Here is a 22,822-nt window from a genome sequence, read left to right as displayed (position 1 = left end):
AAGAATCTGCAAAACTTCTATGAAAAAAGCAAGCCTCCAACAAGGAGACTTGCACATCCTCTACATTAAAATGCAGATTCTTGTTATTTATAGATTAAACGTAATACTTTTCTACAACTTCTGCACAGCGAGCACATACTGTAGGCTGTGCTTCATTTGAACCAACTGTTTCTGAAATTGACCAGCAACGCTCACATTTCTCACCTGTAGCCTTCTCAACAACAATGGAAACATGCTCAAGTGTTAAAGCTTCAGCAGGTGCCTCCTCGATAGCAGCTACCTCAAAAGCTGAAACGATGGAAAGTTGTGCAAAGTCAATGTTGGCATCGTTCAATAATGCGACAACATCTTCTTTCGCGTAGACAGTGACTTTTGCTTCAAGTGATTTACCAATTGTTTTCGCATTACGTGCTTCCTCTAATGCTTTTAAAATATCATCGCGTACATCAATAATTTTTTCCCATTTTGTACGTATGCTGTCAAAATTCGCTTGAACATCTACCTCTGGGAAATCTGTTAATTGAACAGAAACTTCTTCTACAATACCTTGAGCATGTAGATAAGACCACATTTCATCTGTTGTATGTGGGATAATTGGTGTCATGATTTTTACTAATGTCATCAATGTATCATAAATAACTGTTTGCATCGCACGACGATCCTTATTGTCATGACCCTCGATATAGACTACGTCTTTGGCAATATCAAGATAGAATGAAGATAACTCTACAGCAACGAAATTATTGACTACATGATAGACAGCAGCAAAATCATAGCGATCATAGGCAGCACGCACAGTTTTTAAGACATCCTGTAAGCGCATATACACATATTGATCCATTTCACGAAGCTCAGCATAACTTACACGATCTTTCGTAGGATCGAAATCAGCAATATTGCCGTGTAAGAAACGGAAAGTATTACGAATTTTACGATACACTTCAGATACTTGCTTTAACATATCCATAGAGATGCGCACATCTGCTGTATAATCAACAGAAGCAACCCATAAACGAAGTATGTCTGCTCCATACTGATCCATTACTTTTTGCGGAATAATCACATTCCCTAAAGATTTACTCATTTTACGTCCTTCACCATCAAGTACAAAACCATGTGTTAAAAGTCCTTTGTATGGTGCATAGCCGTTAATAGCTACAGATGTAATAAGAGAGGAATTAAACCAACCACGATGTTGGTCAGAGCCCTCTAAATAGAGATCAGCTGGATATTTCATACCACGTTCTACTAGTACACCTTGGTGTGATGAACCTGAATCAAACCATACATCCATAATATCATTTTCTTTTGTAAATTCGCCGTTCGGGCTACCTGGATGTGTAAAGCCTTCTGGTAATAACTCTTTTGCTGTTTTTTGGAACCAAATATTTGATCCATTCTCACGGAATAATGCTGAGACATGACTAATTGTTTCAGGTGTAATAATAGGTTCACCATTTTCAGCATAGAAAATCGGAATCGGCACACCCCACGCACGTTGACGTGAAATTACCCAGTCTCCACGATCACGAATCATATTATAAAGACGAGTTTCTCCCCAAGCTGGTGTAAATGCTGTTGCTTTTACAGCCTCTAATAACTCCCCACGGAATGCTTCAACAGATGCAAACCATTGTGGTGTCGCACGATAAATAACAGGCTTTTTCGTACGCCAGTCATGTGGATAGGAGTGCGTAAAGAAATCAAGCTTTTCTAACGCTCCTACTTCTTTTAGTTTTTCTGTGACGAGTTTATTCGCATCATTATAAAACACGCCTTCAAAGCCAGGTGCTTCATCTGTATAACAGCCACTATTATCAAGAGGGCTAAGAATACCTAAACCGTACTGTTTACCAATATGATAATCGTCTTCACCATGCCCTGGGGCTGTATGAACACAACCTGTACCCGCTTCAGCAGTTACGTGTTCACCTACCATAATAAGCGATTCACGATCGTAGAATGGATGTTGTGCTACAATACGATCTAATGCCTCTCCTTTTACCTCTTGTACAACCTCATAGTCTACCCATCCAAGCGTAGTTGCCACTGACTCTAATAACTCTTTGGCAATGATGAATTTTTTATTAGCCACTGCAACTACTACATAGATAAATTCAGGATTCAAAGAAATCCCTAAGTTTGCTGGTAATGTCCATGGTGTTGTTGTCCAAATGATAAATTTAGCATCTGCTGGAACAACACCCTTCGCATCCTTAATTGCAAAGCTTACATAAATGGATGGAGATTTGATGTCCTTATATTCAATTTCAGCTTCCGCCAAAGCAGATTCAGAAGAAGGAGACCAATAAACCGGCTTTAACCCTTTATAGATATAACCTTTTTCCGCCATTTTACCGAATACTTCAATTTGACGAGCTTCAAACTCAGGCTTTAATGTAATATATGGATTTTCCCAATCACCTCGAATGCCTAGACGGCGGAATTGGGCACGTTGATTGTCAATTTGCTCATAAGCATACTCTTCACAAAGTTGGCGGAATGCTGCTACTGACATTTCTTTACGTTTTACACCTTTGTTAGTCAATGCTTGCTCAATTGGTAAACCATGTGTATCCCAACCTGGAATATAATTGACATGGTAGCCAGTCATGGAGCGATGACGTGTAATCATATCCTTCAATACTTTATTTAGAGCATGGCCTATATGGATATCACCATTTGCATAGGGAGGACCATCATGTAGAACAAATTCTGGTCGACCTTTCGTACGCTCCATCTGTAATTTGTTAATATCCATGCCATTCCATTTTTCTTGCATTTTTGGCTCATTTGCCGGTAAATTTCCACGCATTGGGAAATCTGTTTTTGGCATTAATAAAGTATCTTTGTATTCAACCATTAAAATTCCTCCTTTATTTTACACAAACAGGTAGACATTTTTCTCATAAGACAGTTATTGGCAAAATTATCTAAAACGATTCGGAAACAAACAAAAAAAGCCCTCAATCCCACTAAGGGACGAGAAGCTTCTACTCGCGGTACCACCCTAATTGTAGTACAAAAATTTGCACTACCTCTTAAAAGCACGTTTAACGTCGTGCATCACGAAATAACCTACTTTTTTCAGTTATTTAGCTCAGAAGTGATGTTCAATGCTAGTTGTATGTTTGGGCTCTCACTGTCCCCAAATCGCTTAACAACGCCTAACAAATACTGTCTTCGTCTCTGCTTTTATGCATATCTGTTCAAAATAATTACTATTACAAAGTATATGAAATTCAAACAATCGCGTCAAGTTTCATTTGTCAATTACAGCAATTAAAAAGAAAAGTTAAATATCCTCAGAATCCTGTGCTTCTTCAACAGATGCTTGAATTTCTGTTAAATCGATATCATATTGCAGCAAATGATCCCAGTCATCTGCATTAAGTAAATCCAGCTGTGCTTCTACAAGCATCTTGAAACGATTACGAAATACCTTAGATTGCTTTTTAAGCTCATCAATTTCAATCGTCACCTTACGAGCCTTCGTCAAAGCTTCATTGACAATTCGATCAGCATTTTTTTCAGCTTCTTTTACAATGAGCTTTGCCTCTTTTTGAGAATTTCTTCTCACTTCATCAGCCGCTTCTTGTGCAACGACAATAGACTTCTGCAAAGTTTCTTCTAAGGTGTTGAAATGTCTCGCTTGTTCTAAAGCCATCTCTAATTGCTTATCAACCTCTTTTTTTTCACGAAGCAGAATTTCATAGTCTTTAATAATCTGATCTAAAAATTCATTTACTTCATCTTCAGCATAACCTCTGAAGGCTTTTGTAAACTCCTTATTATGTATATCAATAGGTGATAATGGCATACAATCCTTCTCTCCTTTACATGTACATTCGTAATTCCTATTATACAATTGTTCCGACAACTTAGCAGTAAAAATTAATGAAATTTACTTCACTTTCAGCTTTTTTGGGCCAATCGACCGACTTGAAGACGGATTTTATCTTTTTTTGTTCGGCCTTCAGTCATAATAATTTTCACCCTACCACTTCCACGTATCGATAAAATATCTCCCTCTTGTAATTCAAAAGCAACTGTATCTCTTTCTGTCCAATTTACACGAACTTTTTTCCCAGTAATTAAAGCTTGAGCTTTTTGGCGTGATACATTTAATACAGTCGCAATAATTACATCTAAGCGCATGGAAGATACTGTATGAGATTCCTCCAACCATTCTTCCTCATTTACAATAAGGGAATCTGCTTCTTTTAAAGACTCAATATGCACCTTAACTTTACCAATACCTGTTAAATGTAACCGAACATATTCTGCTACCTCTTGAGCTACAACGAATTGCACCTGCTGATCATTTACACGAATATCACCAAATTTGCCACGGTTTAAACCTAATGAAAGCAACGCACCTAAAACATCAGGATGTCGTAATTGAACAAATTTCACTGGATATTGAATCGTAAATGCCACTAACTGAAAGTCTTCTTCTATTGCTTCATAGTAAGTAGGAAAAATAAGCATACGCTGCCTCTCCGCCTCTTCAAATAAACCTGTGCATGCAGTTTTTAGGGTATCATTTTGCCCGATAATCGATGTCACAATAAAACGTTGTCTTGGATCAAGAAAATCTGTCAGCTTAGGCGCATAACGATCTTCAACCTCACGCTGCCAGCTTATTACCTGTTCAATAAAGGGCTGTTCATCTTTTCGAAAATGCTGGATTAAGTGTTCCATCTTGTTGTCTCCTCTTTCACTAGTTCCATTTTGCTTTGTTAGTTGGAAACTTAGTATTCCCAATTAATGACGTTTGGACGTCATTGTTTTAAAATTTTTTATTAGTCGCTTTAGTAGCATAGAAAATTAAAATAAATAAAAAATCCCCACCAAAACGTGAGGATTTACTTCTAAGCGAACATAAAATATATTTTCTGAATGACTATATAAAGCCCTCTTTCTATAAAATTCAGCATAAAGATGGCTACAATTGGCGAAATATCAATCATACCAAGAGGCGGAATGAATTTCCTAAAAATCCCTAAATATGGCTCACAAACTTTTTCAAGCATGCGACCAATTGCTGAATTTTGAGCGGCAGGCACCCAAGACATTAAGATATATGCAATTAGCATGAATGAGTAAATCTTAAATGCTAATGATACATAACCAAGTATTATAAAAAAAGTCATATAAACTACAATCCTCGCTATTAATTATCGTCTAAAATAAAGTTTGTAATTTCACCAGTCACTTCTACATTATCTGGCGTACAAAGGAAGATATCTTTACCAATACGTTGAATATCTCCAGCAAGAGCATAGACTGTGCCACTTAAAAAATCAATAATGCGTTTACCTTGTTCTCTTTCGATACGTTGCAAATTGACAATTGTTGCACGTTTATTTTTTAAATGCTCTGCGATATCTTGTGCTTCTGCATAAACTCTCGGTTCTATTAAAACAACTTTTGCTCCCTTAGAACTCATAGCTGCCTGCAAACTGACAATGTTATTAGGAGTTGCTGTGCTTTGTGGCATGATTTCATGAATAGGTGCTTTGCGTTCTTTCATCATTTTTTTTGGCTTAACTGAATGAATCGGTTGCTGTTGTTGTATGGGTTGTTGTTGCTGAATAGGAGCTTGCGTGATTTCTTCTTCTAATTCTTCTTCAAGGTAAAAGAAGTTTTTAATCTTATTTTTCATGCTCATCCTGTTCCCCTCTTTCATTTCCAACAAGAGCCGTTCCGACTCGAACAAAAGTAGCCCCTTCCTCTACCGCAATTTCAAAGTCATTAGACATGCCCATTGATAACTCGGTACAAGGTGCGTGTGCGAATCCTTGCTCGGCTATTTGCTGTTGACATTGTTTTAATTGCTTGAAAACAGAGCGAATAATTGCTTCGTTTTCGGTGTTTGGTGCCATAGTCATTAAACCTACAACTTGAATCTTAGTAAAACCTTTTAATGCTTCTACAAAAGGCAAAACTTCTTCGATAGTTAAACCATGTTTTGATTCTTCACCAGAAATATTTACTTGTACAAAACATTTAACAGGTTGTTCGGCTCTTTTTTCAATTTCTTCTGCCAAACTCAAACGATCTAAGGAGTGTAAATAATCAATGCTGTTAATCACTTGTTTTACTTTACGTGTTTGAAGCGACCCAATGTAATGCCAATGAACATCAGCATGTATCTCAGTAATTTTACGATGTAAGCCCTCTGGTCTGTTTTCTCCTAAATGAGTGAGCCCTGCTTCAATTGCTTCTTGTGTTCTTTCAACAGAAACTTCCTTCGTCACGGCAATTATTTGGACTTTTTCGCCCTCACGATTCCCTTTTTTTTCTGCTGCTGTTATTAAATCATTTAGTTTGTTTAAATTTGTTAAGATTTTTGTCACTGTTTTTCCCAACTTTACAACAATAGTTTCCTTTATTGTAACAAGCAATGCTTGATTTATCAATGAATAGCCTGACCTATGTCAGCATACAATTCTCACAATTTTAATGTGCCTATGTCTTAGGAAAGGGCTTTGACTAAAATGACATCCTTACCAACAACAAGCACATCCTTCATATACACTTTTCTCACAGACTCTTCACCTTTAAAAAAACCAAGATATTTGCGAGGCTCTGCAATCAAAAATGCTGTCACATAGCCTGTTTCTTTTGATACTTCAGCATCTATGACAAAGCCTATAAATCGTCCATTTCCTGCTTCAATGACTTCTTTTTGTTGTAACATCGAAAAACGCAATGACATACCTCCTCTATTGTTTACTTTCGTATAAACATTTCTACTACCATCAAACTTTGCTGTTACTTTATATTTATGTATCATTTGTTCATTGAATGAAGATAAAATGCGCACCGAATTATACGATGCGCATTTTTTTATTTGTAATCTTTTTGCATTGTTTCAATTGCATTTTTTTCAAGACGTGAAATTTGTGCTTGAGAAATCCCAAGTTCTTTGGCAATCTCAGTTTGGGTCTCTCCATAATAAAATCGTTTGGCAACGATCATTTGCTGACGTTCATCTAGCTTTTGCAAGCTTTCCTTTACCGACACATAGGCAACCCATTGATCTTCTGATACATCATCATCACGTAATTGGTCCATCATATAAACAGCATCTCCGCCATCTGAATAAATGGGTTCCTGTAATGAAACTGGATCTTGAATGGCATCTAAAGCAAATAAAACGTCTTCCTTTTTCATGTCAATCATCTCGGCAATTTCTTCAATCGTTGGTTCTCGCAAATTATCGGTTATCCATTGCTCTTTTGCCTGCATTGCCTTATAAGCTATATCTCTTAGAGAGCGAGATACACGTAATGCATGATGATCACGCAGATGGCGACGAATTTCACCAATAATCATTGGTACAGCATATGTCGAAAATCGTACATTATGCTTTAAATCAAAATGATCAATGGCTTTCATGAGGCCAATACAGCCTACTTGAAATAAATCATCTGCCTGTTCACCTCTATAGGCAAATCTACCAACAATACTTAGCACTAACCTTAAATTGCACATGACAAGCTCTTCTCTGATTTCAGTTTCACCAGCTTGTAAACGAATGAAGAGTTCCTTCATTTCCTCGTGCTTTAAAATTGGCAAAGTCGATGTATCTAAGCCGCAAAGATCTACTTTTGTTCGCATATTCGATTCCTCCGGATGTTATTCTCTGACTAAACCGTGACATCAGTTTGTCCGAGAGAAACAAGAATATGCACAAAAGCTGCGACCAATTTTAGGTAGGATAAATTTCCCTTTCTAAGAAATTGGTTGATTTAAATTTTCACGTAAATCTTGAATAATTTTCTTTTCTAAACGGGAAATATATGATTGCGATATGCCTAAATGATCTGCAACTTCTTTTTGTGTCATTTCAACTTTTCCATTGAGACCAAAGCGACATTCCATAATATAACGTTCACGCGCACCTAGTAAATTAATAGCGTGGAACATATGCTGACGTTCAATTTTTTTCTCCACATTATCTAAAATAATATGCTCTTCTGTTCCTAAAATATCTGACAGTAATAATTCATTTCCATCTGCATCAGAATTTAGTGGCTCATCTAAGGATACTTCACCCTTCATACGACTTGTTTTTCGTAAATGCATTAAAATTTCATTTTCAATACAGCGTGATGCGTATGTTGCAAGCTTAATATTTTTATCCGTATTGAACGTCTCAATTGCTTTTATTAAACCAATGGAGCCAATACTGATTAAGTCTTCGATTGGCGTTCCCGTATTATCAAAACGTCTAGCAATATAAACAACAAGACGTAAATTACGTTCAATTAGTGTGTCTCTAGCTCGTAAATCACCATTCATAAAGGATGCAATGACTGTAACTTCTTCTTCTCGACTTAATGGCACTGGCAATGAATCATTTCCCCCTATATAGTACGTTTCACGACTCCGAAACTTACTCCATAATTTTTTCAAGCTAGCAAGTAGCCTAAGAAGCAATAGTTCTCCCCCTCTATGAGTTATTTGAAAGCGCTGAAAAATGTAAAATTGCTGCTGTGCTATGTGGAAAATTTTTAGCTTTTTTGGTTAATACGATATATTCATTCATTTTCACTTGCGAAGGCTCCCCCTTTATATGCCACTCATCAAAGCGAAAACCAAGGACAACGGTTTGCTGCTGTACTGTATTGACATGAATAAATCGTATATAACGCTGATAATCTTCTGAAAACATAGATACATTGTACGGATCTGTTTCTTGCCATTCCATTAATGATTCCCGGAACGCTGAAGGTAAATGTGGTCTCAAAGCAGTATAGGAAACAAAATGAACCGGCTTTCCTGATAATGGCTCAATGGCTTGATTTCCTGTATCTACAAAGGCAGAAAGTGGTATCTTTGCCCCAAAGATTGTTAAAGTTGTATCAAATACAAATTGACCACTTAAGCGTTCTAACTTTACAAAACCCCATTGCTTATAAAATGCAATAAGATTTAAAACTGCAAGCAAAAAGCAAATCATAATGAAATGGGTGGAAGAAAGATTTTTTAAAAAAGGTTGTAGTGCTGTTAACAATCCGCCAATAACGATCGTTGCTGTTAACACAATAGGTCCTTGCTTCTGAAAGCTTCGAATCTTAAAGTGAAACGCTATACCAATTAACAATATAAAACTAAGAATTGTCGTCCACAGCATTTGACCGCCAATGACAGCTACAAAACTACTACAAATAGAACTCATTAATAATCTTGAATTTTTTACAAGGACTCCTGTTACTCTTGCCGTAAACGTGAGTATCGCTAGATTAAAAAGCGTATTAATGAGCACCAGCCATTCTCCATACATAACAGCCGCCTCCTACTTACAAAGTTAGCACGTTACTCCCACAAATATTGTCAAACAATCGCATCATTTCCTAAAAATGTTTTGACAAAAAACATGGTTTCCTTACACATTTGAACATCATGGCAGACAATATAAAAAGCTCGTATTTTACATATGTAAAATACGAGCTTTTTAGAAGTTAATTAACCACGATTTTTGCGGTTACGTAAAAATGCCGGAACCTCAAGCATGTCATCCTGTGCATAATTTTGCTGATTTTGACGTGGCTGCTCTTGTTGAACATGCATTTCTTGTCGTTGTTCACGAATAGGTGCTTGTTGCTGTGGAGCAGATTGTCTGTTCATATTAAGTGTCGGTTTTGCTGTAGGTCGTTGTTGCTGTAAAGCTTCCTCTGTGAAGCCTGTCGCAATAACTGTAACAATGATTTCATCTTTAAGATTTTCATTAATTACAGAACCGAAAATCATATTTACCTCTTCATCTGATGCAGAAGCAACGATATCTGCTGCTTCTTGTACTTCAAATAAGCTAAGATTTGAACCACCTGTAATGTTCATAAGGACACCTTTAGCACCATCAATGGATGATTCAAGCAATGGACTTGAAATAGCTTTCTTTGCAGCCTCAGAAGCTCTGTTTTCACCTGTTGCAATACCAATTCCCATTAAGGCTGAACCTTTGTTGGACATAATCGTTTTCACGTCTGCAAAGTCTAAGTTAATAAGACCAGGTGTAGCAATTAAATCTGAAATACCTTGTACACCTTGACGTAATACATTATCGGCTTCTCTAAAGGCTTCTAACATTGGTGTTGATTTATCAACTATTTGTAGTAGCTTGTCGTTTGGTATCACAATCAGTGTATCTACTGCTTCTTTCATACCGCCAATTCCACCGATTGCTTGTGTTTGACGTTTACGACCTTCAAAAGTAAATGGACGTGTGACAACACCTACTGTTAGGGCTCCCAATTCACGTGCAATTTGTGCAATCACTGGAGCTGCCCCAGTACCCGTTCCGCCGCCCATACCAGCAGTCACGAATACCATATCGGCGCCTCTTAAAACCTCTTCTAGCTGTTCTCTGCTCTCTTCAGCAGCTTTTTTTCCTACTTCTGGATTTGCACCTGCACCTAATCCACGCGTTAATTTAGCCCCAATTTGTAGCCTTACTTCCGCTTTGGATAAATTTAATGCCTGAGCATCCGTGTTAACTGCGATAAAGTCAACACCTTGTACACCATGTTCTATCATTCGATTGACAGCGTTGTTACCGCCGCCACCAACACCTATGACCTTTATTACTGCAAGTTCATCAACACTTGTATCAAATTCTAACATCTCTTTTTCCTCCCACGGTAACTCGACTCTGTATCATTCATTACGCATTCTAGTTAATCAAAAAACTTATCAAATAATTTTTTTGCTCTCCCAATTACGCTTTCTTTTGGTTCTGAAGGTGCAGAATACTCTTGCTTTTTGCTTATAGCTGGTTGAGCCCCTACAACTGCATATTCAACAGGCTGCGTATTCGTACTTTTACCGTAAAAATCATCTTCTAAATAGGCGTAACGAATAAGTCCAACTGCCGTCGCAAATGAAGGCTCTCTAACACCGATATAATCGGGTGTATAGATTCTAACACGCGTTTGTAGAATTTGACGTGCTAATTGGGCAATCCCCTCAAGCTTTGCAACACCACCAGTTAAAACTACACCGCCTGGTAAATCTCTAACACCTAAACGTGCTAATTCATCTATAACTAACTCTAGTAATTCTTCTAATCTAGCACCGATAATCTCCGATATATAACGTTGGCTGTACTGATCAGTAGAATCTGTACCCACGACAGGCACTTCAAAGAGTTCGTCATCTGATGCGTCATCATAAAAGGCATGTCCAAACTGGTGTTTAATTTGTTCTGCTTGTTCTGTTGGTGTTTTTAAAACGATTGAAATATCTTTCGTTATATGATCACCACCAACTGGTATGACACCCGTATGCGTTAATAATCCCTCTTCAAAAACTGCAATTGTTGTAGATCCGCCACCTAAATCAATAAAGGCAGTTCCTTGGTTTTTTTCATCTTCAGTTAATGCAAAGTAGCCTGATGCTAATGGCTGCAAATATATTTCTCGTATACTTAAACCCGCTCGCTCAACACAGCGAAGAACATTGTGTAAAAGCGTTTTGGATGTCGTTATCATTGTTGCATCCATTTCAAGACGGATGCCAATCATACCACGAGGATCTTTAATTTCATCAAGGTTGTCCACAATAAACTGTCTTGGAATGATGTTAACTAATTCACGTTCAGGAGGTATTGACATGACTTGTGCAGATTCTACCACTCTGTCTAAATCATCATCTGTAATTTCTCTATTTTCACTATTTACAGCGACAACACCTTTAACTAGCTGTAACATCGTCTGGTTAGCTGGAACGCCTAAAACGACTTCATGGATTTGATAACCAGTCATTCGTTCGGCCTGTTCTATTGCTTTTCGAATAGATTGTACTGTTGCATCAATATCAACAATTGCACCTTTTCGAACTCCATTCGACTTTACATTTCCGACGCCAATTACATGTAATTGCCCGTCACTCATTTCACCTATTAATACCTTGACAGAGGAGGACCCAATATCAAGGGAAATGTATAAATCTTGCTGATTCAATTCGCTGCACCTCCTTGAAAAATGCTCTTGTTTTCATTCTATTGTAAATTTGGCATAATGTCTAAGCAAATCGAGTATTTTGGTCAATTTTTCTCTCATTCTATGGAAGTTTTTTTTCGCTTGTGACGTTTCTCATCTAACCGAGTTAGTAATATACGCCTAATAATTGCTATATTTTGGAATAAACGTACTCCAAAAGCGAAAATCGCTGCTAAATACAAATCTATCCCCAAATTCACTCCTATAAAAGCTAATCCTGCTGCTAGAACTATATTAAAAAAGAATCCTGATACAAAAACTTTATCATCGTAAACTTGCTGTAATTGAGCACGGATACCTCCAAATAATGTATCTAAAGCTGCTAAAACAGCTATTGACAGATAATTTTCATACATAGAGGGGATTTGTATATTTGTTAACAAGCCAAGGGCAAGTCCAAATACCAAACCTAAAAATGGTAGCCACATATATTAATCTCCTTTTTTTACCTCTGCTAAATAATCATTTGTCAACGGCTGATCAAATGCTGGAATTTGTAACTGTTCAATTGGTTCTTCAATTACTAAATTAAAATTGTCTAAATAAAATGAGTCTATAAATGTTGAGGCCTGCAAGGAATTATACATTTTTTGTGCTGCTTTATAATCGCTTGTCCCAACAAATATCTCAAATGAAGGCGAAGACAGTGGTATACTGTTTACTGTTGTCTTACCATTAATATCCCGTATGGCTGTTGTTTGTACTACCCGATTACCATCAATTGAGACATTAGTAGCATTGTTCTTAAAAAGGGTATTCAATAATTGAGTTAACAAATCGGGTGAAATCTCTTTAATTTCATAGCCCATTTCTATCAGTTCAGGTGCAGGTTCAACTCGAAGTACAACACCTGGCCCTATAACTTCTGTTAATCCTGCTTGTAGCTTTAAACGATTTAATGTTTCATTTAAAGCTGCTTGCTGATTTACTTTTTCAGATTGCTCATAGCGATCCACTACTTCATGAAGTGAGCGAATTTCTGCCAGTAGTGCGGAATGTCTTTGTTTTTCTTGTGCTAATTCCTCTCTTATTGCCCAAATATCTCGTGTATCTCGCTCAGCTGGTTTTTGTATGGTATTGTATTGTACCGCTATCATCAAACCGATAATAAATAGCACGATCGTTATTCGGGTGTACATATTTCTTTTCAAAATAGCCCCTCCTAGACGTATCGTATGCCCCTCAGAATACGACTTTGAATTGTATAATTTTCTACAATCGACTATATAACTGAAGGCTAAATTAAACATGAAGTTTAAAGTATAGAACTTGTCCTAACTTTCTATTTTTACTTTTGGCATGGTAAGCTTCTGATTTTCTTCAAGTGACACAACAATATTGTCATTTAATAATTGATCCACCACGCCCCCGTTTAAGTTTAAAGAAGCTATTAATGTATCTGAATCACCAACCGCTTCGATTACAAACGGAGCTGGATGTTGTGTACCATCAATTGTTATTACTGGGCCATTACAGCGAATATAAGAACTCGCTAATACACGTTGTCCATTAATAGCAATAGCTTGCGCGCCTGAAATTTTTAGTTCATTTAACAATTTAAATACATGACTTTCATGGACAATATAGTCATTTGGATTTAAGGATTTTGGATCATAGTCTCCATCTTGAAGGGTTATGCGTATGCCCTTCCCCTCACTCTTTAGTTCACCGAGTAAAAGCCGTAAATCTTCTGCTTGCTCAACAAGCTTCTTGTAGTCCTTTTCGTTTGAAGCAAAGGATTTTTCATACTTCCGAATTTGTTCTTGTAAATGATTTAGTTCTTCCGTAAGTTCTTTATTGCGCTCTTGTTGAGTGATTAGCTCCTCACGATAAGAATCTTCTTGCTCAAAAAGCTCAGAATTAATAGTGCCTGCTTCTCGATTATCTTTCGCCTGGTTGTATGAATAGCCGATGATAAATCCTGTTGTTACACAAACAATTAGTAATTCGAATTGTTTTCTAGTAAAAAAACTACCTTTGCTATTCGTCTTCTTGTTGTTCATCTTCTGTCACTTCCTGGTTAACCATTTCACCATCTGCATTTACTTCCATGTCAATACTAATCTTGTTGTATTCCTCGTTAAAAGGACGATAGTATGAACCGACCTCTAAATCAATCACACCTTTTTCTAAGTTAGCAATTTGTGCGACGATAGAGGGGTAGTAATTTAACTTTTCCGCTAGTGTCTGAATAACAGCACGTACTTCGTAGCCATCATTCATATAAAGCTTGACTGCATTTGGATTTGCTTCATTACTATTCGTGTTAACCTGAGAAATTAAAGCTAATACTTCGGGCTTTAATTGTGCTAGCTGTTCAACAAGCTTATTAATTGTCTTTTCACCAGTTATCCCGATAAAAACAGGTGCATCAATGGGTGTATCATTTCCCGTTTGTTCAAAGCGCTTGCCGTTTTCTAGCAAAGGATAATAAGTCCCATCCCCAGCTAAGTACGCAACTTTTTTCCATTCTTTAATATCAATTGTTACGCCTTGTAACCAGTTACGGTTAACCTGTACTTCTTTTACCCATTTATCCTTTAATAAAATCTGTTCAATATCTTCCACTTTGAAACTCCACATTGATTTTCCTGGCGCAAGAGTACTTGCCTCCAAATAATATTGGTCATTCGCTAGCTTCGCACCATTGACAGTGATTTTATTGATGTTACTGTATGGAGATTGAAAATAAAGGAGTACTGCTAACACAATAAAGAAAAGTAATATTAGCACTATAAATTTCCGGTTTGTACGCTTTTTTCGTCGCTTTTTTAGCGTAGGTATGCGTTCTTCTATATCAATTACTTTCTCCATAAAAGTACTCCTCCTTTATATTTATTTCGCTAATTGATAAATAATACCTATTATTAACCACATTGTTACTAAAGATGTTCCACCATAGCTAATAAAAGGTAATGTAACACCCGTTACTGGCACTAAACCTATTACTACGGCTATATTTAGAAAAGCCTGCACCATAAGCATTGTGACTAGCCCGATAATCGCATAATAGGACGTTCGGTTTTTAGCCTGTACAGCAAATCTATAGCCTGCATAGATCGTTAGTACAAAAAGCACTAAAATAACGAGGCCACCAATCAATCCGACTTCTTCTAAAATAATGGCGTAAATAAAATCATTTTGAGGCTCTGGTAAATACAGAAACTTTTGTCGGCTTTGTCCAAAGCCATGCCCAAAAATCCCTGCTGGACCGATAGCCATTAAAGATTGCACCGCTTGGAACCCACTAACCAAGGGATCAGCCCATGGATCAAGAAATGCTTCTATACGCTTTAGACGATATGGCGCTGTCGCTATGAGACCTACTAATCCAGCGACACCAGCTAGCATAATCATGGCGTATAATTTTAGAGGATAGCCAGCGACAAAAAACAATAAAAACACAGATACAACGAGAATAAATACTGAGCCAAAATCCGGCTGCAACATGATAAGAACAACAGGAAGTAACAGGATAAAACCATGTCGCCAGTTAACAACAGGAGTGCCCGTTTTATGTTGGGCTAATATATGGCTCAAGTACACAATGACGGTAATTTTCGTTAGCTCTGCCGGCTGTATTGTTAATGGACCTACACCAATCCAGCTTTGCGAACCATTTCGCACTAATCCTATACCAGGAATCAGGACGAGAACGAGTAAAATTAACGAAAATATATAGGCCATTTTCCAAAAGGACTGCTCTCTCAAAATATTTAATCGAATNNATGGCTACCACAAAGTATACGCTTTGCTTCATATAAAACGGCATTTTTCCACTATAATGAACGGCACTCCAATAGGTACCTGCAGAATAGACGAAAATAATGCCGATTATTGATAGCATCAAAGTTGTGACGAGCAATAAGTAGCTTTCTTTACCTCTCAGTAATGCCATCCTTCCAAGTCAAGTATATTCTAAAATAGTTACAGGCTCATTACAGCTTCATTACAGCATCAATAAAAACATCTCCACGTATTTCAAAGCTGTCATATTGATCCCAACTTGCACATGCTGGAGATAGTAAAATAACATCTCCTTCTGCAGACATCGGTGCTGCATATTGAACAGCGTCTTCTACATTTTGAGCAATGACGGTATGTTGGACACCACACGATTTTGCAAATTCTACAAATCGTAAGCCAGTTTCTCCAAACGCAACAACACCCTTTACATGACTCATACAAGGGCGAAGCTCTTCGAAAGAATGTCCACGATCTAAGCCACCTGCGAGTAAAATGACAGGAGCTTGGAAAGCATCTAAAGCACTCTTTGTCGCTAAGCAATTGGTTGCCTTAGAGTCGTTGTAAATCTTACGACCGTTCCATTCACGTACGAATTGTGTACGGTGTCTAACTCCACCAAATGTCGCTAAAACCTCTTCCATCTTCTCTTTGTCACAGCCAACTAAAATACAGGCTGCCACGGCTGCTAGGATATTTTCTAAATTATGCTTACCAGGCAAGGCAATGTTCGCGCGATCCATGTATGGTTCACCTTGCCAATAAATTGTTGTATCATCTGCACTAATTCCATTTGCAGTACGCCCCTTCGAACTGAATGGAATCTTCTGTGCATGAGATTGTGCTGCATATCCAACCACTATCGGTTGGTCGGCATTATAAATAAAATAATCACTGTCATCTTGATTACGAGTTACGCCAAACTTCGCTTCAGCATAGTTATTAAATGTTCCATGATAGTCTAGATGCGCATCATAAAGATTCGTCAAAATAGCAATTTTAGGCTTAAACGTTTTAATCCCCATCAATTGGAAAGAAGACAATTCTGTTACAATGATGTCATCTTGATTAGCTTCTTTTGCGACGCCACAAGCAACTGTCCCAATATTTCCAGCAATTAAAGGATTTTTACTTCCGTTACTTAACATGTCGAATATTAAAGTTGTCGTCGTTGTTTTGCCATTTGAGCCTGTTATACCAATAAATGGTGCATCACTAATTAAAAAAGCTAGCTCAATCTCTGTCCAGACTGGAATCTCTCGACTAAGGGCATCAGCCACAATTCGATTGCTATAAGGTATACCTGGATTTTTTACCACTAACTCAAAGCCTTCATCAAGTAAATCTTCAGGATGGCGACCACAGATAACTGTAATCCCCTTCTGTAAGAGCCCTTGTGCATCTGGACTTTCATCAAATGGTTTTGAATCATTTACTGTTACAAATGCACCAAGCTCATGTAAAATTTCAGCAGCGGCCACACCACTTTTTGCTAGACCTAACACAAGTACTTTTTTATGTTGTAAATCTGTATAGTTTTTCATTAGAACGCCTCCGATAAGACTGCAATTAATGCTACTGCTAAGGCAGTTGACCAGAAGACAAGCACTACTTTCCATTCTGACCAACCGGATAATTCAAAATGATGATGAATAGGGCTCATTTTAAAAATACGCTTTTTTCGAAGCTTAAAGCTACCTACCTGCAAAATAACGGAAAGTGTTTCGATCACAAACACTAAGCCAACTAGTAAAAGCAAGAATTCTTCTTTTACTAAGACAGATACCATAGCTAATGCTCCACCTAATGCTAATGACCCCGTATCCCCCATAAATACCTTTGCAGGATTTGCATTAAATAATAAAAAGCCTAATAAAGCACCTGTTACAGCAAACGAAAATAGTGCAATATCTGCCTGACTTTGGAATAGCGCAATAACACCAAATGCTGCAAAGGCAATTGAGGCAGTACCCGCCACTAGCCCGTCTAGTCCATCTGTCAAATTCACTGCATTGGAGAAGCCTACTAACCAAAAAATTAAAAAGGCTACATAGAATACATCTAGATCAATAGTCCACTCCGTAAATGGAATAGCTAACGTTGTATCAAACGATCCTACATGTAGAAGGAAATACGCAAGAATAGCAATAACAATTTGACCAATCAATTTTTGAAGAGAGGTTAAACCTAAATTTCTTTTAAATACAACCTTTAAACCATCATCTAATAAACCTATTAAGCCGAATCCTGCTAATACTAATAAAAGTACTACGGTCTGTGTCGTTAATAAATCTAAAAAGCTACCTACACCAACAGTTGTTACGAGGATGGATATTAAGAAAATGATTCCCCCCATTGTTGGTGTACCAGCTTTTTTCATATGTGATTTTGGTCCCTCTTCTCGAATACTTTGCCCAAACTTTAGACGACGAAGAAGTGGAATACTAATTGGTGCCAGGATAACTGTTACTATAAAAGCAAGAGCTAAAATGGTAAGTGTTGTTGCGAGTTTCATTGAAAAATCTCCTTTAAATCTTGTTTCACTTTCTTCTTTAAGAAAAAAGCATTAACTTTCATTTTATTATTACTACCCTTCATAATAATAGTGGTTCTTTCCCATTTTTTAAAGGTAAAGTTATTTTAGTTCTCCAAATATAAATGAATGGTACCATCTTGTTTGATAACACTATCCACTTCAGGTAATTGATTACCAATTTTAGTCCCTTCTCCATGCCATTCAATACGGAATGGATAAAACTGCTTGGCAATATCATCCTTTGTTTGACCAATAAAATTCGGTACCTTCACAGTAATTGGGTCACCATAACGATAATCCTTTTCCAGTTGTTCCTTCGATTTTTCAATACCTACAAAAGGCGCAACATCCTCAATAATTTGCCCCACTATAGGCGCTGCTACAACACCACCAAACTGGGTTGTCTTTTTCGGATTGTCAACAGCTACATAGACAACAATTTGCGGATTGTCTGCTGGTGCAAAGCCAATAAAGGATACGATGTATTCTCCACTTTTATAACGGCCATTTTCAACTTTTTGCGCTGTTCCAGTTTTACCACCAATTCGCAGTCCATCTCGAAAGGCTTGTCGACCTGAACCATTCGCTACTACTGATTCCAAAGCACCTCGAACCTTAGCAGAGGTTTCTTCACGAATTACCTGATTTTTAACAACTGGTTGCGTTTCTTGTATGACTTCACCTGTATTTGGATTAAATACCTTTTTCACAACATATGGCGTATAAAGCTTGCCTCCATTTATGGCAGCAGCTACTGCTTGAACTTGTTGAATAGGTGTCACGGCTACCCCTTGCCCAAATGAAGTGGTGGCCTGCTCAACAGGGCCAAAGGCATCCTTAGAAAATAAAATACCCGATGCTTCACCAGCTATATTAGACCCTGTCTTTTTTCCAAAACCAAAGTCTTTAATATATTGTAGTAATCGCTCATTGCCTAGACGCTGACCTAATTCTATAAAGCCTGGGTTACAGGAGTTCTCAACCACCTCTAAAAAGGTTTCATGCCCATGTCCTTCACGTTTCCAACAGCGAAGCTTTGCTCCCGCTACCATCGTATAACCTGGATCATAAAAGGTTTCATGCTCCAAATCCACTAAGTTTTCTTCCAACGCAGCACTAAGGGTAATAATTTTAAAAGTAGAACCGGGCTCATACGTCATCCATACAGGTAAATTTCGATTGTAGATGGCTGGCTCTACTAATTGATATTCCGCTGGGTGGAAAGTAGGATAAGAGGCTAATGCCAAAATTTCGCCAGTGTTTGGATTCATCGCAATAGCTAGTGCTTGGTCAGCTTCATAGCGCTTCATTGCTTGCGATATTTCGCGCTCTACGACTTGCTGTACATCAACGTCAATTGTTAGCTCGATCGTAGCACCATCTTCTCCTGCTTTCCAAGCACTTGAAACATTAGGTAAATTATTACCTTTTGCATCTGTAAAGAGACGGATAGCAGAAGAATTAGCCTGCAGAAATTTATCATATTCATATTCAATCCCAGCTAATCCTTGGGCATCATACCCCGTAAAACCTAAAAATCGAGATAATAGCGTGCCATAAGGATAATCCCTAGAATAATCAACACCACTATACAATCCTTCAATTTGCATGCCTTGTAATTCTACTGCTTTTTCATAAGGTATATTTTTGCCTTCAGGTGCTAGTTTCACTAAGTACGCTTTTTTTTGCATTTTCTCTAATAGCTTCGCTTTATCCACTTCTAGAACCTGGGCAATTTTTTCAGCAGCTCCTTCAATATCATCACTTTGTGAAGGCATGAAATATAAAGTAGGCGCTAGCTTATTAGTTACAATACTCTCTCCATCTCGATCTGTTATATGCCCTCGTTCATTCGCAAATGGAATTTCCCTGTCCCAGTTCTCCTCTGCCTTAGTAGTCAATTCTTTTTGATCTAACACTTGCAAAAAGAACAACCTAACAACAATTGCCACTGCTACACACATAAATAACACATATAAAATACGTAAACGCTTTTTAGAATGGATAGAAATCCACTTCATTCGACATCACACCTTGTTTTTTACAACGTATGAAATAAAGTGGACTTCTATTCAGTATTATTCATCCTCTACTTCTTCAACTTCACCCTCAGAGGCAGCTTCAACGTCTTGTACAAAGCTTTCAGCAGGTGTTTTGAGCTTAACAACAATCGGGGAACTATCAGTGATGACGGTTCCAGCTGAAACGCTTTGACTTGCTACAAAACCTTCGCCGAATATTTCCATCTCTAGTCCAGTCATAGATTTGAAGACTAGTAAATTACGTAATGACCAATTCGTAAAGTCTGGCAATGTTACCTCGCCATCTGTCTTTAAAAATACAAAACTACCTTTTACCAGCTTTTGAGTGTTCGATGGATATTGTTCAATAATTTTACCACCACTACCAACAACAATTGGTTGTAAACCATCATTGGCTAATTCTACTTCAACCGCTTCAGCACTTTGACCTGTAAAGTCCTGAATGCTGACTTTATTGACATGTTGAACATCGTCTGGGTTGATATTAAGGTGCTTTAAGCTATTTAACATAACTGGATTAAAGACTTTCGATACTGGTACAGATCCAAGCTCATTGTTCAGCTTAGGTTTTTTCACTGAGACATATACAATTAGCTGTGGATCATCTACAGGAGCCAAGCCTAAAAATGAATAAAGGTATTGGTTTGAAAGATATCCACCACTAGCTTTCGGAATTTGGGCAGTCCCCGTTTTCCCTGCAACCTCATAATCCTCCAATATAAAATCCTTCGCTGTCCCATGTTTTGATGTTAATGTTGAAGCTAGGATTTCTCGTACTTGTTTCGCTGTATCAGCTTTAATCGGCTGTCCTTTTTCAACAGGCTCATGATTTTGAATAATTTTCCCTGTAGAAGAATCAACAATACGGTCGATAACATACGGTTGCATCATCTTGCCATCATTCGCAATAGCAGTCATCGCCTGGATTAACTGAATAGGTGTTACTGTTGAACCTTGGCCGTAAGTTGTTGTTACTCGTTGAATAGGGTACTTCGATAAAATAGTACCCGCTGCTTCATTCGGTAAATCAATTCCCGTTTTGTGCCCAAAACCAAAGCGATCCAGATAATCAATAAATACGTCATCGCCAATCTTAGTTAATAAATGGGCCATACCAGTATTGGCAGAGCGTTGAAAACCTTCTAAATAAGTGATTGGACCCCAACCATATCTATTGTGATCTCGAATCGTACGGTCAAATACTGTATATGAACCTGACATAAACCAATCATTGGGTGTCCATTTTCCCGTATCGATAGCTGAAGCAAGCGTGAAAGTTTTCATCGTCGAGCCAGGCTCAATTGTCTCCTCAATCACCTCATTCAGCCACTTCATATTTTGACTTTCACGTGTTTCTGGGTTAAATGTAGGACGCTGTGACATTGCTAAAATCTTTCCAGTCTTCGGATCTGCTACTACCGCGGTCATGGACTCAGGATTATATTCCTGTTCAACCTTTGTCATTGCTTCCTCTAAGAAGCTTTGGATTGTTTTATCAAGTGTTAAATAAATGTCGTCCCCATTTTTTGCAGGTGTAATCATTTTCTCACTGTTTGGAAGCAAATAGCGGAAAGCATCTGTCTCATATTCCACTTTGCCATTAACGCCTGTTAATTCTTTATCATACGTATATTCTAGACCCATTTCTCCCTTGGTTGTAACCGTGCCATCTTCATTATCTTTTTTGAGAGCATAGCCAATTAAATGAGAGGCAAATACACCATTTGGATAATACCGTTTTAAGTCACTCACAAAGAGAATTCCTGGTAATTTTTCTTCCTTTATTTTACTCATGACCTCGTGACTAATGCCACGGCCTGCGCTACCAAACTCAACTTGATATAAAGGTTCACCATCACTTCTATATCGATTGTTCAATTTTTTAACAATCTCGTCTTCCTTTTCCTTCATCGCTGGAATATATTTCGCTAGTACTTTTGCCGTTTTCTCCGAATCCACTACATGTCGAGGATTCTTTGGATCTGTTGTAGCCTTTTCGCTTACAATGGCAATCATTCGATAACTCAATGTATCCTCTGCAATTACTTGTCCATTTTGATCATAAATCTTCCCACGATTAGCTGTAATTACACTTTCCTTACCATACTTAGCTGCTGCTCTCGCTGCAAGCTCTTGTCCTTCCACTTCACCTGTAGCCTGTAATGTCACCATTCTTGTGAATAATAGAAAAAAGAGCCCTCCATAAAAAATTAATAATAGAAAGGCTCCCCATTGGAATCGAAATCTCTTTTTTTTCATTCTCCCGGCACTACCTTTACATTTTTCTCATTTTGAGTTAAACCGAGTTCTTTNNCGTTAAGTCAACATTCTGTTTCGCAATCTCTTCTGCTTCTGATTCGATTTTTTGAATGTCTATACTTGTTGTTTGAATCGCTGCTTGTTTATTTAATACAAGAATTCCTAGTACAGCAATAATGCCAATTAAAACAATTAGCATTGTCTTTTCAAACTTCTGGTTCGTTTTT

General features: G+C 37.7%; 20 protein-coding genes, 1 pseudogene and 1 other annotated feature. All 21 genes and pseudogenes read right to left on the bottom strand.

Going from position 1 to position 22,822, the window contains the following annotated elements:
* Window positions 1–94: 94 nt before the first annotated feature.
* Window positions 95–2,863, bottom strand: coding sequence for an isoleucine--tRNA ligase (gene ileS, locus B3D98_RS15955; RefSeq protein ID WP_054549863.1), 2,769 nt, complete (start codon window positions 2,861–2,863; stop codon window positions 95–97).
* A gap of 112 nt (window positions 2,864–2,975) precedes the next feature.
* Window positions 2,976–3,199, bottom strand: a binding site (T-box leader).
* Between the two features lie 96 nt (window positions 3,200–3,295).
* Window positions 3,296–3,820 (bottom strand): DivIVA domain-containing protein, encoded by a 525-nt coding sequence (locus B3D98_RS15950; protein WP_004227329.1) that lies wholly within the window; start codon window positions 3,818–3,820, stop codon window positions 3,296–3,298.
* 95 nt (window positions 3,821–3,915) lie between these two features.
* A complete protein-coding gene (locus B3D98_RS15945; RefSeq protein ID WP_004227327.1) occupies window positions 3,916–4,704 on the bottom strand; it encodes an RNA-binding protein in 789 nt (262 codons plus the stop codon).
* Window positions 4,705–4,874: 170 nt separating this feature from the next.
* Window positions 4,875–5,156, bottom strand: a complete 282-nt coding sequence (locus tag B3D98_RS15940) for a YggT family protein (protein WP_004227322.1) — start codon at window positions 5,154–5,156, stop codon at window positions 4,875–4,877.
* Between the two features lie 20 nt (window positions 5,157–5,176).
* Entirely contained in the window at window positions 5,177–5,674 is a 498-nt protein-coding gene (locus B3D98_RS15935) for a cell division protein SepF (protein ID WP_004227319.1), read from the bottom strand.
* Window positions 5,658–6,362 carry a YggS family pyridoxal phosphate-dependent enzyme gene (locus tag B3D98_RS15930; RefSeq protein WP_054549893.1) on the bottom strand — a complete coding sequence of 235 codons (705 nt, stop codon included), beginning with the start codon at window positions 6,360–6,362 and terminating at the stop codon, window positions 5,658–5,660. Before B3D98_RS15930 ends, B3D98_RS15935 begins: the two co-directional genes overlap by 17 nt.
* Window positions 6,363–6,481: 119 nt before the next feature.
* Window positions 6,482–6,724, bottom strand: coding sequence for a PRC-barrel domain-containing protein (locus tag B3D98_RS15925; protein ID WP_225340754.1), 243 nt, complete (start codon window positions 6,722–6,724; stop codon window positions 6,482–6,484).
* Between the two features lie 131 nt (window positions 6,725–6,855).
* Window positions 6,856–7,629 (bottom strand): RNA polymerase sporulation sigma factor SigG, encoded by a 774-nt coding sequence (gene sigG / locus B3D98_RS15920; RefSeq protein WP_004227313.1) that lies wholly within the window; start codon window positions 7,627–7,629, stop codon window positions 6,856–6,858.
* Window positions 7,630–7,743: 114 nt separating this feature from the next.
* Window positions 7,744–8,451 (bottom strand): RNA polymerase sporulation sigma factor SigE, encoded by a 708-nt coding sequence (gene sigE / locus B3D98_RS15915; protein ID WP_009373518.1) that lies wholly within the window; start codon window positions 8,449–8,451, stop codon window positions 7,744–7,746.
* A gap of 13 nt (window positions 8,452–8,464) precedes the next feature.
* A complete protein-coding gene (locus B3D98_RS15910; protein ID WP_054549862.1) occupies window positions 8,465–9,298 on the bottom strand; it encodes a sigma-E processing peptidase SpoIIGA in 834 nt (277 codons plus the stop codon).
* A gap of 182 nt (window positions 9,299–9,480) precedes the next feature.
* Entirely contained in the window at window positions 9,481–10,638 is a 1,158-nt protein-coding gene (gene ftsZ / locus B3D98_RS15905) for a cell division protein FtsZ (protein ID WP_288584175.1), read from the bottom strand.
* Window positions 10,639–10,691: 53 nt separating this feature from the next.
* On the bottom strand, window positions 10,692–11,975 hold the full coding sequence (gene ftsA, locus B3D98_RS15900; protein WP_004224856.1) for a cell division protein FtsA: 1,284 nt from the start codon (window positions 11,973–11,975) through the stop codon (window positions 10,692–10,694).
* 95 nt (window positions 11,976–12,070) lie between these two features.
* Window positions 12,071–12,442: a small basic family protein gene (locus B3D98_RS15895; RefSeq protein WP_048394651.1), complete on the bottom strand. Its 372-nt coding sequence runs from the start codon at window positions 12,440–12,442 to the stop codon at window positions 12,071–12,073.
* Between the two features lie 3 nt (window positions 12,443–12,445).
* On the bottom strand, window positions 12,446–13,165 hold the full coding sequence (locus B3D98_RS15890) for a DUF881 domain-containing protein (RefSeq protein ID WP_036077135.1): 720 nt from the start codon (window positions 13,163–13,165) through the stop codon (window positions 12,446–12,448).
* Window positions 13,166–13,288: 123 nt separating this feature from the next.
* Window positions 13,289–14,017, bottom strand: coding sequence for a DUF881 domain-containing protein (locus B3D98_RS15885; RefSeq protein WP_048394654.1), 729 nt, complete (start codon window positions 14,015–14,017; stop codon window positions 13,289–13,291).
* Window positions 13,995–14,828: a cell division protein FtsQ/DivIB gene (locus tag B3D98_RS15880; protein ID WP_048394656.1), complete on the bottom strand. Its 834-nt coding sequence runs from the start codon at window positions 14,826–14,828 to the stop codon at window positions 13,995–13,997. Before B3D98_RS15880 ends, B3D98_RS15885 begins: the two co-directional genes overlap by 23 nt.
* A gap of 21 nt (window positions 14,829–14,849) precedes the next feature.
* A pseudogene (locus tag B3D98_RS15875) lies at window positions 14,850–15,912 on the bottom strand (FtsW/RodA/SpoVE family cell cycle protein).
* 40 nt (window positions 15,913–15,952) lie between these two features.
* On the bottom strand, window positions 15,953–17,302 hold the full coding sequence (murD, locus tag B3D98_RS15870) for a UDP-N-acetylmuramoyl-L-alanine--D-glutamate ligase (RefSeq protein WP_048394660.1): 1,350 nt from the start codon (window positions 17,300–17,302) through the stop codon (window positions 15,953–15,955).
* Window positions 17,302–18,273, bottom strand: a complete 972-nt coding sequence (gene mraY / locus B3D98_RS15865) for a phospho-N-acetylmuramoyl-pentapeptide-transferase (RefSeq protein WP_048394663.1) — start codon at window positions 18,271–18,273, stop codon at window positions 17,302–17,304. Before mraY ends, murD begins: the two co-directional genes overlap by 1 nt.
* Before the next feature lie 125 nt (window positions 18,274–18,398).
* Window positions 18,399–20,315: a stage V sporulation protein D gene (locus B3D98_RS15860; RefSeq protein WP_048394665.1), complete on the bottom strand. Its 1,917-nt coding sequence runs from the start codon at window positions 20,313–20,315 to the stop codon at window positions 18,399–18,401.
* Window positions 20,316–20,372: 57 nt separating this feature from the next.
* Complete coding sequence (locus B3D98_RS15855; RefSeq protein ID WP_066037191.1) at window positions 20,373–22,595, bottom strand: penicillin-binding protein; 2,223 nt, start codon at window positions 22,593–22,595, stop codon at window positions 20,373–20,375.
* Between the last annotated feature and the right edge of the window lie 227 nt (window positions 22,596–22,822).

Source organism: Lysinibacillus sp. UBA5994 (genome assembly GCF_002429725.1).
In the GTDB taxonomy this organism is placed as follows: domain Bacteria; phylum Bacillota; class Bacilli; order Bacillales_A; family Planococcaceae; genus Lysinibacillus; species Lysinibacillus capsici.
Note: the sequence above shows the minus strand (reverse complement) of the source record. Positions and strands in the feature narration are given on the sequence as shown.